This window comes from Streptomyces kryoterrae, assembly GCF_054072135.1.
In genome coordinates, this window is record NZ_CM133358.1 from 5,572,469 (window position 1) to 5,585,887 (window position 13,419).

General features: G+C 70.1%; 13 protein-coding genes and 1 pseudogene. 9 read left to right on the plus strand and 5 right to left on the minus strand.

Going from position 1 to position 13,419, the window contains the following annotated elements; all coding sequences use genetic code 11:
- Positions 1-42: 42 nt before the first annotated feature.
- Complete coding sequence (pdxR, locus tag ACW4TU_RS24485) at positions 43-1,482, minus strand: MocR-like pyridoxine biosynthesis transcription factor PdxR (protein ID WP_457416920.1); 1,440 nt, start codon at positions 1,480-1,482, stop codon at positions 43-45.
- A 115-nt stretch (positions 1,483-1,597) separates the two neighbouring features.
- On the opposite strand from pdxR, the gene ACW4TU_RS24490 reads away from it, so the two are divergent.
- Positions 1,598-2,191, plus strand: coding sequence for a TIGR03086 family metal-binding protein (locus ACW4TU_RS24490; RefSeq protein WP_457416921.1), 594 nt, complete (start codon positions 1,598-1,600; stop codon positions 2,189-2,191).
- The gene (locus tag ACW4TU_RS24495; protein ID WP_457416922.1) at positions 2,185-2,664 is read left to right on the plus strand and encodes a hypothetical protein; all 480 of its coding nucleotides are present in this window, start codon (positions 2,185-2,187) and stop codon (positions 2,662-2,664) included. Before ACW4TU_RS24490 ends, ACW4TU_RS24495 begins: the two co-directional genes overlap by 7 nt.
- A gap of 239 nt (positions 2,665-2,903) precedes the next feature.
- On the opposite strand, the gene ACW4TU_RS24500 is transcribed toward ACW4TU_RS24495, so the two are convergent.
- Together ACW4TU_RS24500 and ACW4TU_RS24505 are read right to left on the minus strand one after the other, a co-directional pair.
- Positions 2,904-4,517, minus strand: a complete 1,614-nt coding sequence (locus tag ACW4TU_RS24500; RefSeq protein ID WP_457416923.1) for an ABC transporter permease — start codon at positions 4,515-4,517, stop codon at positions 2,904-2,906.
- Positions 4,514-5,431, minus strand: coding sequence for an ABC transporter ATP-binding protein (locus ACW4TU_RS24505; protein WP_457416924.1), 918 nt, complete (start codon positions 5,429-5,431; stop codon positions 4,514-4,516). The genes ACW4TU_RS24500 and ACW4TU_RS24505 overlap by 4 nt, the downstream gene beginning before the upstream one ends.
- A 74-nt stretch (positions 5,432-5,505) precedes the next feature.
- Here ACW4TU_RS24505 and ACW4TU_RS24510 point away from each other — a divergent pair, with 74 nt between their 5' ends.
- On the plus strand, positions 5,506-6,018 hold the full coding sequence (locus ACW4TU_RS24510) for a GbsR/MarR family transcriptional regulator (RefSeq protein ID WP_457416925.1): 513 nt from the start codon (positions 5,506-5,508) through the stop codon (positions 6,016-6,018).
- A 122-nt stretch (positions 6,019-6,140) separates the two neighbouring features.
- On the opposite strand, the gene ACW4TU_RS24515 is transcribed toward ACW4TU_RS24510, so the two are convergent.
- The gene (locus ACW4TU_RS24515) at positions 6,141-6,698 is read right to left on the minus strand and encodes a TetR/AcrR family transcriptional regulator (protein WP_457416926.1); all 558 of its coding nucleotides are present in this window, start codon (positions 6,696-6,698) and stop codon (positions 6,141-6,143) included.
- A 122-nt stretch (positions 6,699-6,820) separates the two neighbouring features.
- On the opposite strand from ACW4TU_RS24515, the gene ACW4TU_RS24520 reads away from it, so the two are divergent.
- The 6 genes from ACW4TU_RS24520 to ACW4TU_RS24545 all read left to right on the plus strand — a co-directional run bounded on the left by ACW4TU_RS24520 (position 6,821) and on the right by ACW4TU_RS24545 (position 12,681).
- Positions 6,821-7,831 carry an NADP-dependent oxidoreductase gene (locus tag ACW4TU_RS24520; protein ID WP_457430282.1) on the plus strand — a complete coding sequence of 337 codons (1,011 nt, stop codon included), beginning with the start codon at positions 6,821-6,823 and terminating at the stop codon, positions 7,829-7,831.
- A 611-nt stretch (positions 7,832-8,442) separates the two neighbouring features.
- A complete protein-coding gene (locus ACW4TU_RS24525; protein ID WP_457416927.1) occupies positions 8,443-9,591 on the plus strand; it encodes a helix-turn-helix domain-containing protein in 1,149 nt (382 codons plus the stop codon).
- Positions 9,592-9,756: 165 nt separating this feature from the next.
- Entirely contained in the window at positions 9,757-10,383 is a 627-nt protein-coding gene (locus ACW4TU_RS24530; protein ID WP_457416928.1) for an HAD family hydrolase, read from the plus strand.
- Positions 10,384-10,523: 140 nt separating this feature from the next.
- Entirely contained in the window at positions 10,524-10,961 is a 438-nt protein-coding gene (locus ACW4TU_RS24535) for a glycine-rich domain-containing protein (protein ID WP_457416929.1), read from the plus strand.
- 95 nt (positions 10,962-11,056) lie between these two features.
- Positions 11,057-11,731: a class I SAM-dependent DNA methyltransferase gene (locus ACW4TU_RS24540; RefSeq protein ID WP_457416930.1), complete on the plus strand. Its 675-nt coding sequence runs from the start codon at positions 11,057-11,059 to the stop codon at positions 11,729-11,731.
- 434 nt (positions 11,732-12,165) lie between these two features.
- Positions 12,166-12,681 (plus strand): hypothetical protein, encoded by a 516-nt coding sequence (locus tag ACW4TU_RS24545; protein ID WP_457416931.1) that lies wholly within the window; start codon positions 12,166-12,168, stop codon positions 12,679-12,681.
- A gap of 187 nt (positions 12,682-12,868) precedes the next feature.
- Here ACW4TU_RS24545 and ACW4TU_RS24550 read toward each other — a convergent pair.
- A pseudogene (locus ACW4TU_RS24550) lies at positions 12,869-13,359 on the minus strand (transposase); the annotation flags it as partial.
- Positions 13,360-13,419: the final 60 nt, after the last annotated feature.

A 13,419-nucleotide genomic window follows, 5' to 3' on the forward strand; every position in this document is an offset into this window, starting at 1 on the left:
TGCCAGGGGTTCCGGTCACCAACATCCTTGTGGGTGCGGGCCCTACGCCCCGAGTACGCGGTGCAGGCCCGGCTCGATGTCCGGGGCGCTGATCGAGCCGTAACCGAAGACGAAGCCCGGGCGTGCGGAGCGGTTCGCGGCGACCTCCGCCAGGGTGTGGACGGCCACGCCGGATGATCTGGCCCGGCCGGCCCGGTCCGCGAGGGCGTCGGGGTCGGCGAGCCGGCCTCGGGTGAAAGTGGTCACGTGCAGGCCCGCGGCAGACGGCACCAGCTCGGCCAGGTCCGTGAAGCGGTCGGTGAGCGCGCGGGTGACGGCTTGGTGCCGGGTCGCGTACGTGTGCCGCATCCGGCTGATGTGCCGGGCGAGCAGTCCGTCGTCGACGAACCGGGCGAGCGCCGCCTGCGTGGGGACCGCCGTGTGCCAGTCGGCGGTGTACTTGGCGGTGCGCAGTGCTGTGCGCAGCGGGGCGGGCGCCACCAGGAAGCCGACGCGCAGGGAGGGCAGCATCACCTTGGAGAACGACCCCACATAGATGACGTGTCCGTCCCGGTCCAGACTCCGCAGCGTCTCGACCGGCCGCCCGCCGAACCGGAACTCGCTGTCGTAGTCGTCCTCGATCACCGCCGCGCCGTGCTGCCGCGCCCACCGCAGGAGCGCCGTCCGGCGTCGCAGCGACATCGGCATGCCGAGCGGGAACTGGTGGGCGGGGGTGACGTACACGGCACGCGTGTCCGGCGGAATGGCGTCCACCAGCAGGCCCTCGGCGTCCACCGGTACGCCCGTGACCTCGGCGCCCTGCGCCAGGAACGGCAGCCGGGCTGGTGGATAGCCGGGCTCTTCGACGGCCACCCGGTCGCCCGGTTCGAGCAGCACCCGCCCAACGAGGTCCAGGGCCTGTTGCGTGCCGGTGGTCACCAGTACGTCGTCCGGGCCGGTCCGTACGCCGCGGGAGACTCCGATGTGCCGGGCGAGCGCGGCCCGCAGCCCGGCGTGGCCGGCCGGATCGCCGTATCCGGCCGCCCCGGCCGCCGAGAGGCGCAGTTCCCGGGAGATCAGGGGACGCCAGGCGTCGTACGGGAAGAGCCGGGCGTCCGGCAGGCCGACCCGGAAGTCGTGGGTCGCCGTGGTCGGGCCCGCGGTCTCCGGGGCCGGCCACGGCGACAAGCCCGCCCACAGGGCCCGCGGGCGCAGTCCCGGGCCGGTGGAGCCGGTGACGGTCGCGGCCTCGCGCGTGGGCAGGCCCGTCGTACACACATAGGTCCCGGAGCCGACCCTGCTGTCCGCGTAGCCCTCGGCGACGAGCCGTTCGTAGGCGACGCCGACGGTGTTGCGGGCCACCGCGAGGCGGCGGCCCAACTCCCGGGTCGGGGGCAGCGGATCGCCGGGCCGCAGCAGCCCGTCGTGGATCGCGGTGCGCAGCTGACGGTAGATCTGGCCGGACAGGTCGCGCTGCCCGTCGAGCCTGACGTGCACGTCCATATCGGCTTTCCGCTCTCGGCTCGGCCGTTATCGGTATCGGCCCGGGAATTGGCTCAGTCAGTTGGCAGCTTATTGGCTCTGGAGCCGAACCACTGGGCGGTTCTACGCTCCGGCCATGGACATACGACAACTGGACCGCCAGGCACTGTTGCTGACCGGGGAGCTGGTCTCCCGGGTGAAGACCGATCACTTGAGGTTGGCGACGCCGTGCGCGGACTGGACCCTGTACGGGCTGCTCCGCCATCTGGTCAGCCAGAACGAGGGGTTCGCCGCCTCCGCCCGCGGTGCGGGTGAGCCGTGGGCCGTATGGCGCGACGGCGACCTCGGTGACGACCCGGCCGGAGCGTACGAGGCGTCGGCGGGCGAGGTCACCGCGGCGTTCGTGGAAGACGCGGTGCTGGAGCGGCGGTTCGCGCTGCCGGAGGTGGGCGAGGGCTTCACCGTCCCCGGACGGACAGCGATCGGCTTCCACCTGCTCGACTACGTGGCGCACGCCTGGGACATCGCGGTGACGATCGGCGCCCCGTGGGAACCGGCTGCCGAACTCACCACGGCCGCGCTACGCGTCGCCGCTCTGGTCCCGGACGAGGGCCGTGGAGCCGGTGCCGCGTTCTGCGGACGGATTGCCGTCCCCGACGACGCCCCGCAGGGCGACCGGTTGCTCGCCCTGCTCGGCCGCGACCCGTCCTGGACGCCGGGGCCGTGCTGAGGAGCGGATGGTGCCAGGGGCCGGCCGGGGACTCCCTTGGTGACCGCGCCGCGGCGAACGGCGTCGACAGCGGCACGCGCGGTGGCCGGAGCGGACCGCTGATCGTCAGCGTCACCGACTTCACCAGCGACGCGTACCGGGACCTGCCCGGCATCGCACGTCGCGGCCTCGTGCTGCGGCGCCGCTGGCCGCATCTCGACGGAGCGGTCGGCATGTGGTTGTGGGTCATGCCCTTGGCCCGGCGCTGCGGATCCGTCTCGGTGTGGACCGGGCGGCAGGCCCTGGCGGAGTTCGTACGCCTGCCGGAGCATGTCGCGATCATGGACGAGTACCGCGAGCGAGGCACGACCAGGTCGGTGATCCGGGAGTACGAGAGCTTCGACGCGGCGCGGATCCGGCGGGACGCGGAGGAATGGCTGATGTCGGACGATCGCTGCCGTGCCGCGCGGGGGGCGCCACGGCAGCACGGCTGACAACGGCTTCTCAGCTCAGGCGCCAAGATCATGAGACGGAATCAGACCGGCCCACGAGTGAGACAGACCTGGGGCCTGTCGTTCGGATCACGTCGCAGGAAGACAACGCCGCAGATCGGCGTGCCAGACACCGCGTCTGCGACATGATCCGCCGGACAGGCCCTGGGCCCTGAGCCAGATGTGCTTGCCTGACTCCGAGGATTGCATCGACCCGAGCATGAGGAGTACGAGAGGCAGTTTCACACCGTCACATCCCGCCGCCGTATCCCCGCGAGCCCTGCGGCCACCAGTCCCGCCGCAACTCCCGTAAGCACCAGCACCGGAGCCCACTCCATCCCCCCGCCCGGCAACTTCGGCAGATGCCCGAACGGCGAGAGATCCAGCACCCCCTGCGGTACGTCCAGCGCCGGGCCGATCCACCCCAGCAGCAGCGCGAACCCCGCAACGCCCCAGGCCCCGACCGCCAGTTGGGGCGACACTCCGTACAGCAGAACCGCCAGTCCGCCGAGCACCCACACCGCCGGGACCTGCACCAGGCTCGCCGCCAGTACCGGGCCCAGCTCCTGCCCGTACCCGAGAGCCAGGCCCAGGCCGCTCAGCAGCAGGATCCACACCGCGCCGCCGAAGGCGATCGCCAGGTGGCCGCCGGCCCAGCGCAGCCGGCCCACCGCGTTGGCGAGGATGGGCTCGGCCCGCTGGGAGGTCTCCTCGGCGTGCAGCCGGAGCACCGACGCGACGACGTACAGCGCCGCCACCATGCCGAACATGCCGGCCATCGTGGCCAGGAACGCGTCCTCGATGCCCGACTGCCCGCCCATCCGCTCGATGATCTCCCGGGTTTTGGCATTGTCGCCGACCAGGTCCGCCGCGCCCTTCGTCAGCCCGCCGAAGGCGACCCCGGCCGCGAGGAACCCGGTGCTCCAGCCGAGGACGGCGCCCCGTTGCAGTCGCCAGGCCAGCGCGCCCGCCGTGCCCAGACGGCCGGTCGCCGGTCCCGGCCGGGTCGGGAGGAAACTCATACCGACGTCCCGGCGGCCCGCCAACTCGTAGGCCAGCCGGCCCTGTAGAGCCGTTGCCGTCACGAACAGTCCCAGCACCCACCAGCGTTCGTCCGCGAACGGCCGGACGTTCTCCAGCCAGCCGAGCGGCGAGATCCAGGTCAGCGGTGCGGAACCTCCGTTCGTCGCGGAGTCGCCCGCCGCGCGCAGCACGAACGCCGCGCCGAGCAGGCCGCCCGTCAGACCCTTCGCCAGCCGCGCGCTCTCCGTGAACTGCGCGACGATCGCCGTGAGGGTGGCGAACGCCGTTCCCACGCCTCCGATGCCCAGGCCCAGGGCCAGCGCCCCCGACGCGCCCTGGCCGGCCAGCCCGCCCGCGATCAGCAGCGCCAGCACGGTGTTGGCGACCAGGGCGGTGAGCAGGGCCGCCGTCAGCGGGGCCCGGCGGCCCACCATCGCCGACGAGACCAGTTCCTGACGGCCGCTCTCCTCCTCGTCGCGGGTGTGCCGTACGACGACGAGCAGGCTCATGATGCATGCGAGGACCGCCGCGTAACCGCCGATGCGCCAGGCGGTCAGGCCGCCGATCGAGTCGCTGAAGACCGGGCCGTACGTGGCTCGCAGTGAGCTGTTGGTGAACAACTGGCGGGCGATGCCGGCACGTTCGGCGGGGGTGGAGTACACGCTCTCCAGGGAGGCCGGGAGGGACAGGACCATGAGGGCCGTCACCGCCACCCACAGCGGGATCATCACCCGGTCGCGCCGCAGGTTGAACCTCAACAGCGTCCAGGTACCCGCCAGTTGGCGCGCGCCTCCCGAACGCGGCAAGGGGGAGGTGGTCGTTGTCGCGCTCATCGGGGCAGCACCTCCCCGGTCGGCTCGCCCTGGTAGTGGCGCAGGAACAACTCCTCCAGCGTCGGCGGAGTCGACCTCAGCGACCGCACACCCGCGTCCGTGAGGGAGCGCAGCACCGCGTCCAACTTGTCGGTGTCGACCTGGAGTTGGATCCGTGTGCCCTGAACGTCCAGGTCGTGCACGCCGGGCAGCCGCGCCAACCCGTTCGGTGCGCCCGCCAGTTCCGCCGTGATGCTCGTCCGGGTGAGATGGCGCAGGTCGGCCAGTGAGCCGCTCTCGACGGTGCGGCCCTTGCGGATGATGCTGACGCGGTCGCACAACTCCTCGACCTCGCTGAGGATGTGGGAGGAGAGCAGCACCGTACGGCCCCTGTCGCGCTCCTCCTCCACGCAGGTCTGGAAGACCTCCTCCATCAACGGGTCGAGCCCTGAGGTCGGTTCGTCGAGGATCAGCAGGTCCACGTCCGAGGCGAACGCCGCCACCAGGGCCACCTTCTGGCGGTTGCCCTTCGAGTACGTGCGGCCCTTCCTGGTCGGGTCCAGCTCGAACCGTTCGATCAGGGTGGCGCGGCGCGCCGGGTCGAGGCCGCCGCGCAGCCGGCCGTACAGGTCGATGACCTCGCCGCCGGAGAGGTTGCGCCACAGGGTGACGTCGCCGGGGACGTACGCGATGCGGCGGTGCGCCTCCACCGCGTCGGCCCACGGATCCCGGCCCAGGATCCGCGCGGTGCCCGAGTCGGCGCGCAGCAGACCGAGCAGGACGCGGATGGTCGTGGACTTGCCGGAGCCGTTGGGGCCGAGGAAGCCGTGCACTTCGCCGGTCTCCACGGTCAGGTCGAGACCGTCCAGGGCGTGCGTCCTGCCGAACGACTTGTGCAGTCCGGATACCTCGACAGCGGGGCTGGCCTTCGTCATGTTTCCGAACGTACGCTTGCTTCAGAAATTTGTGAAGTTAAGGAAGTGTATGAATGACAGTTACACTCTGACACATGACGACGGAACCGAAGCCGGGCGCGGCGGAGAGCGGGCGGGATCCCGAGGCGGTGTCCAGGTTCGTCGAGGGCTTCGCCGCGCAGCTCGTCGAGGCCGGGATGCAGCGCATGGCGGCCCGGGTCTTCGCGGCGCTGCTCGCGTCCGACGCCGGCGCGCTGACCTCGGCCGAACTCGGCGAACAGCTCCGGGTCAGCCCGGCCGCCGTGTCCGGCGCGGTGCGTTATCTGTCCCAGGTGCACATGGTCTCGCGCGAGCGCGAGCCCGGCTCGCGGCGCGAGCGGTACCGGGTGCACAGTGACCAGTGGTACGAGGCGGTGACCAACCGCGACGCCGTCCTGAAGCGCTGGGAGCAGACCCTGCGGGTGGGCGTCGACAGTCTCGGCGTCGAGAGTCCCGGGGGCCGGCGGATCGCCGAGACGCTCGCCTTCTTCGAGTTCCTGGAGGGCGAGCTCATTCAGCTGATGGACCGTTGGCGCGAGGAGCGCGCCAGGACCTTCGGCCAGGGCTGACGCGACGGGGTCAGGGCTGTGTCGGCTCAAGTCCGCGTCGGCTCAAGTCCGCATCGGCTCAAGACTGCGTCGGCTCAAGGCTGCGTCGGCTCAAGGCTGCGTCGGCTCAAGTTCGCGTCGGCTCAAGACCGCGTCGGATTCGTCAGGATCGCGCTCGCGACCACGTCGATGAGGTGATCGGCCCGTGGCGCGAGCGTGGGTTGGTCGCTGAGCCATGCGAGCGCCGCGATCAGCGCGAACAGATCGGTGCCGTCGAGGTCGGTCCGTGCCACGCCCGCGTCCTGGGCACGGGTGAGGAGCCGCGCGCCGGCCGCGCGCAGGGTGACGCACGAAGCGTGGAGCGCGGATCCGGTGTCGTCGATGGCGGCTGCCATCAGCTCTGTCACGCCCCGGTACTCGGTGGTCCACGCGACGCAGTCGCGCAGCCAGGACACGAGAGCGTCCTTGGGTGAGTGTGACGTCTCGAACTCGCCCGCCTTTGCCGTCAGTTCGTCGAAGCTCGTGCGGAGCAGGGCGTCCAGCAGCGCCTCGCGCGTCGGGAAGTGGCGCAACAGCGTCGCGAGTCCGACATCGGCCCTGCGTGCGATGTCGCGCAGCGATACGTCGACGCCCTGCTCGGTGATGGCGGTACCCGCTGCCGCGAGCAGGTGGTCGCGGTTCTTCTGGGCGTCGGCGCGCATCTCTCTCCCGTCACTGTTTGACTATCCGGATCAGTGGTCCATATATTCGGACCACTGATCCGGATAAGTCTATCCCGCAGCGCGAGAAGGAGAACTCGATGCCTACAGACATGCCTACAGGCATGCCGACACACATGATGAGGGCGGTCCGGCTCCATGAGCACGGTGGCCCTGAGGTCCTGCGTCATGACGAGGTGCCGATTCCCGAGCCGGGGCCGGGTGAGGTGCTCGTCCGCGTGCACGCGGTCGGCGTCAACCCTCCGGACTGGTACCTGCGCGGCGGCTACACCACCATGCCCGGGGAGACGGAGTCGACGGTTCGCCTGCCGGTGATTCCGGGGACGGACGTGTCGGGTGTCGTCGAGGCCGTCGCCTCCGATGTGGAGGGACTCTCCGTCGGTGACGAGGTCTTCGGTCTCCTTCGTTTCCCCGGCTTCGACGGCAGGGCGTACGCCGAGTACGTGGCCGCGCGCGCCTCGGACCTCGCACGCAAGCCGGCCGGCATCGACCACGTGCACGCCGCCGCGGCGCCCATGGCAGGGCTGACGGCGTGGCAGTTCCTGATCGAGGTGGGGCACGATCACCCCTCGCCCTTCCAGGCGGCGCGACACCGCCCGGTCGCACTCGGCGCCGGCACGACGGTGCTCGTCAACGGTGCCGCGGGCGGCGTGGGGCACCTCGCGCTGCAGCTGGCGAAATGGAAGGGCGCGCAGGTCGTCGCGGTGGCGTCGGGTGCGCATGAATCGTTCCTGCGTGGGCTCGGCGCCGACGATTTCATCGACTACACCAGGAATCGCCCCGAGGAACTCCTGAAAGACATGGACCTCGTCGTCGACACCGTGGGCGGCCCCGACAGCAGCCGCTTCCTGCGCACGCTCAAGCGCGGCGGCGCCCTCTTCCCGGTGCTCCCCGGCGAGTTCGACGAGGCCGAGACCGCCGAGCTGGGCGTCACGGTCTCGACCGCACAGGTCCGCTCGAACAGCGCCCAACTCGCTGAACTGGGACGCCTGTTGGACGAGGGGACGGTCCGCGTCGCGATCGACAGCACGTTTCCGCTCGTGGAGGCCCGGGCGGCGCACGAACGCGCCGCCCGGGGCCATATCCAGGGCAAGATCGTGCTCACGGTCGCTTAGAGCTCGCCAGAAAAGCTGGGGGAGCAGTTCAACGCTCCTTGGTCTCCTCCAGCACCGTCCGGCCCAGCAGGGCGTACCGCTCGGGGTACGAGGGAAGAGCGGGTCGGTCGGGCTGTTGCGTCGGTGTCAACGTCGCCAGCGCGCTTGGTGAGGGTTAGCTTCATCGCTGGGGTCAAGCCCGGGGAGTCCGGCCACTCCGCGCGAGGCTGAACCTCGCGTAAGCGGGACCCGTGACCGCGCCCAACCTGCGGGGCAGCCGCGCTCACTGGTCAGCGGGGTCCTTGCGATCAGTCGGCGCGCGTCGTGGCCGTAGACCGCCTGTTCTTGCAACTGGTCAGACATCGCCGCGTATTGCGCGGTTTCCTGTGGCCTGGTCACCTTGATTACTGCGGTGGGTGTTTCCAGGGCGTCGGCGTTGTTGTCGAAGATCCAGAATCGGATGGTTGCGGGCCCGCTGTCGGGAAGCCGACCACCGCGACACCTCACGGACAAGCGTGGCGCCCGTTCGCCTTCGGTACCGGGTTGGTGTGAGTACCGTTCTGGAAGCGAGTCTGAACGGACGGGGTCCACGATGCCGGGCACACTCCACCAACGCGGCAGGCGGGCATGGCATGGGCGGAATTGATGACGCGGTGGGCGCGCGGATCGCGAAGGGCCGTCGTCGCCGGGGCTGGACGCAGCGCGACCTTTCGTTAGCCGTGGGGCGGTCGGAGTCGTGGGTCTCGCAGGTGGAGCGTGGCGTCCTCGCGCTGGACAGTGTGGACACCGCCGAGGCCGTCGCACGGGCGCTCGGCCTGGGCGTGGGCCACATCCTCGCGTTCGACGTGCGCTATCCGGCCGCACCCGCCGAGGAGCCTCCGGCGCGGCTGCCGGGGAAGACCGGGACGGAGGGCGCAGCGCGGGTGGAACGGCGGGTATTCGTAGGGTCGTTGGCCTCAGGCTTGGCCGGGGCGTTCGGTGCGCTGATCCCGGATACTGAGCGGACCGAGCACGCGGTGCGAACCGGCTCGGTGGACGCGGCAACGGTCGAGCAGCTTCGGACGGTTGCCGTTGCGCACCGCAATTCGTACCGGCAGGTGCCGGCGACCTCGCTCCTGCCGGTCGCGCACGCGCAGATCAATCTTCTCCTGTCCCTCCAGCCCGGCAGGCAACGGGCGCCGTTGAGACGAGCCCTGTTGGTACAGCTGGGGCAGATGACGGCGCTGGCCGCCGTGGTGTCCTATCTGGACCTGGGCAACCGCCTGGACGGCGACATGTACCTGGCCCTGGCCGATCAGGTCGCACGGACCGTCAGCGATCCGGAGCTGTCCGCGCTGTTGTTGGCCGGACGCGCCTTCCATACGTCCTACGCGGGCGACCCCGAGGGCGGTCTGGACTGCGCGCTGGCGGCCATCGACCACGCAGAGGCCGGCGCGTCACGGCGGATGTGCGCGTGGGTGTATGCGGTCGCCTCAGAAATGCACGCCTCGACGGGCGACGAAGTCGCCTGCCGGAACGCCATCGAGACCGCCAGGTACTGGCTGGACGGGCCGCTGGACGATGAGCGGTGGGGCGGGATCGGCTGGTTCGATCTGGGAAAGGTCGACGCCTACGAAGGCGGTGACCTCGTCCCGGCTCGGCCGCCACGAGCTGGCTCTGCCGATCCTGGATGCCGCCTTGGAGCAGCTAGAGCTGAGCATGCGCCGGCACCGGGCCACAGCCCACGCCGATCGGGCCGACGCTCATGCCGCCGCCGGACACCACGAGGCTGCCGTCGCTGACGCCCATGCCTCGTTGACCTTGCTGGAAGAGGTCCACCACACGGAGACTCTGCGGCGCATCACCACCCTTCACCAGACCCTGCGCACCTCGCGCACTCCTGCCAGCCGGTCCCTGGCCGAGCACCTCATCCACGCCCGATCCACCTTGACGACAAGGAGCCCGGCATGATCCGGCACGGTCTGATTCTCGACTTCGGCGGGGTGCTCACGACCTCGGTGCCCGCTTGCGCCGCGTGGTTCGACGCTCAGCAGGGATGGGCGGTGGGCACGTTCCTCAACGCCATCGCGGTGGATCCGGTCGGGCGGGAGCTGTACGCGGATCTGGAGCGCGGGGCCATCACACAGACCCAGTGGAACGAGGGGACCGCCGCCATCCTCGGCACCAACCCCCTCAACCTGCTGGGCCGGGTGCTGGCCGGCCTGCACCCCGAGCCCATGATGATCGACGCGGCCCAGGCCGCCCGGCGTGCCGGGGTGAGGGTGGGGATCTTCTCCAACAGCCTCGGCAGCAACCCCTACGACCCGTACGCGGGCTACCAGTTCGACGAGTTGTACGACGCGGTGCTGATCTCCGAGCACTACGGGATGCGCAAGCCGGACCCGGAGATCTACTCGATCATGCTCGGTCTGATGGGGCTGTCGGCCGAGGACTGCGTGTTCGTTGACGACACCGCCCGCAACCTCCCGCCTGCGGAAGCACTCGGCATCACCACCGTCCTCGCCGCCACCCCGGCCGACACGATCCAGCAGGTTGAGGAATTCCTCGGCCTCACCCTGCGCGAGCAGGTCTAGACCCACCCGCAGTGGCGCTGTGACCTCGCAGCTCCACTGCGCATCACCACGCGATCCACGCGGTTCACTCCCTGTCAGCACGTCACCGAGACCCACCCACCACAGGAGGTACAGCCGTGACGGTCGTTCAGGAACGCCCCGTGACCGATGCGGGAACCCTGCTCACCCCCGAGCTGAGGAACCTGCTCGCAGTCGATGCCCGTAAAGCCGACCCCACCATCACCGCCGACATCGCGGCCCGGGGCGTCGGTCAGATGGCGGCCTTCCTCGCGGCAGGCAGCCGAACCCACCTGCCGCTGAGCCCGTCCGAGCTGGTGGACACGTTCTGGCACGCGTTCATCCTTCGGACCGAGGCGTACTGCGAGTTCTCCCAGCGGGTCGCCGGGCGCATGATCCACCACCGGCCCGAACTGTTGGAGCGCTCCGAACACGGCGGCGCGAAGGCCGTCCGGCAGCGCACGATCGACGCCATCGTGGCGGCGGGCTTCGCCGTCGACCTCGACTTCTGGCCGGAGCTCGACATCGCCGACTGCAATCAGTGCCACGCTGGTTGCCACGACAGCCCCAAGTCGGTCTGACCTTCGGACCGCTCGTTGAACCCACGTATGCCCGGCGCCCTTCCCCGGTGACCGGGCGTACGGCCCCTACCGCCCCACCGCGAGGAGCACGGCAGATGACCGACACGTTGGCCTGGGACACCTACTCGCAGAAGAAGCCGGCCCGGCGCGGGACGAACGCGGCGGGCGAGACGACGTGGTTCAACTGGACGCAGTACCCCGACCATGGTCCGGGCGCCGAAGTGATCGGCGCGGGACCGGGTGCCTCGGTCCTGGAGCTGGGGTGCGGCAAGGGCGGGAACCTGGCGCATGTGGCCGCGCTCGGCGCACGGGCTGTCGGCGTGGATCTCTCGGCCGTCCAGCTCGACGCGGCCCGCGAGCGGTGGGACGGCCTGGAGCTTCACCAGCGTGATGCCGTCGACTACCTGGCCGACTGCGGCGAGCGGTTCGGCGCGGTGTACTCGGTCTTCGGCGCGGTGTGGTTCACCGACCCCGACGTCCTGTTGCCGGCGGTTCGGGACCGGCTCTCCCCGGGCGGGATTCTCACGTTCTCCCAGCGGCCCGCGATCGAGGGTTGTTACGGCTGCCAGGCGTCGTACATCAACCGGCTCGACGACCCCGAACCGCTGGTCGTCAAGCGCTGGGACTACACCCCGGAGACGTGGGTCGAGCGCCTGAGGGCAAACGGGTTCACCGACGTGACCGCAGGGGTGATTCCGGCCCCCGAGGGAAGCCGCAGAACCGGAACACTCCTGGTGCGCGCGGTCCGTTGCTCGGGTCATCAGGGATGAGCAGTCGGGCCCTCGTCCGAACTGGCCCCCCCCTGGCCCCGCCTTCACTCACACCACGAGCCTGGCACCGGGGCTGACGCGGGTACGGTGCGTCAGCCCCGACCGAGGAGGAGTGTGCTCAACTCGCCTACGGCTAGGGCTCCTTGGTCTTCTCCAGCACCGTCCGCTCGAGCAGCGCGTACCGCTTGGTTCCGCCTCTGCCTTCTCCTCTTTCAGCTCCGCCTCGGAGCCATCGGTCGAAGCGGTGACACTGGAGGACCTGAGGGGCATGTCGGTCCTTGAGAGTCTCGAGGATCTCGCGGCTTAAGTGAGGTTGGCTGGTGGCGGGCGCGGTTGCTCGTCTGCGCGAGTATCAGCTGACCACGCCGGTCTACTTGTCGGCCAGAGCGGTGCTCTAGGTGGCGTTGCGGATCATTGCGCGCTTGGATAGGCGCATGTCGGAGGGGAAGCGGGGCTCGGCCCGTTGGTGGTATGGCGCGTGGAGCGTAGTCGTTGTCGCGATCTTGGCGGGTGCCGCCGCCTGGCTACTGCTTCCTGGTGAAGCAGACCCGCACGACTATCTCCGGGAGCCGGACGACGTGGTTTATGGCGACGGGTCGCTGGCAACCGTGCTTGCGCACTACGGCGTGAGCCTGCCCGACCAGGCGACGGACGTGCGCTTCCATGACGAAGAATCGCTGATCGGTTCCGAAGGGACCCTCTTCCTTCACTTCAGGGTTTCCGACGCCGGCTTGACGTCCCTCCTTCAGACCCTCGACGTGGGGTCGCTCACGCCGGGCCTACCTGCGGACTGGGACGCCAGCGGGGAAGGGCAGCGTTTTGGCTGGAGCTTCCTGGGGAGTTCCTGGCGCGGAGCGCAGGGACCAGTCGAGGGAACTGTCACCGCTTCCGTCGCTGTCGCTCGGGCGGGCGGGGTCAACTCCGTCTATGTGATCGCCGAGCGCGTCTGACCCAGTGCGAGAAGAGCTGCCACGGACTCACGGGCGGGGCTTCCTGGCGAAGTTGCCGGTGTCGGCCTCGGTGAGGATCCCGAGTTTGACCAGGCGTTTCAGCTTGGCGCGGGTGCCTTCGACGTTCTTCGGCAGCAGTTCGTGGCCAAGGGCTTCGCAGACGTCCTTTGCCCGTAGCGGCCCGGTCGTTGTCGTGGGTGTTCGCGGGGAGGACGACGACTGCGATGACCAGGCCCGAGGACGTCCACGGCAAGGCCCCGTTTGCGGCCGGGCACCCGCTTGGCCGGATCGTGGCCGCTCGTGGCGGCGGGGACCTCGGCGGCCACATGGACAATCTGGGTGTCCAGGACCACCAGGGTCGGGTCCTCTAATCGGCGGGCGCGTTCACGGACCTGGCAGCGCAGGAGTTCATTGATGACCTGGTCGGTTCCGTCGTCCCGCCAGGCGGCGAAGTAGTAGTGGGTCGCGCTCTTCTGCGGCAGGTCGTGCGGGAGATAGGCCCACTGGCAGCCGGCCCGCCCCTGGCAGAGGATCATGTTCACGATGTCCCGCATGTCGTAGGTGCCCTGGTGGCCGCTGACCGAGCGGCGCCGGTCCTTCCATGCGGTGACCACCGGCTCGATCCAACGACCACTGCTCGTCCGACAAGTCACTCGGATACGGCTTGCGTTCACTCACCCCGCCAACCCCAGCAGACCCCGCACCGCGATCCCGCGGATTCCGCCCCGCCGCCACACC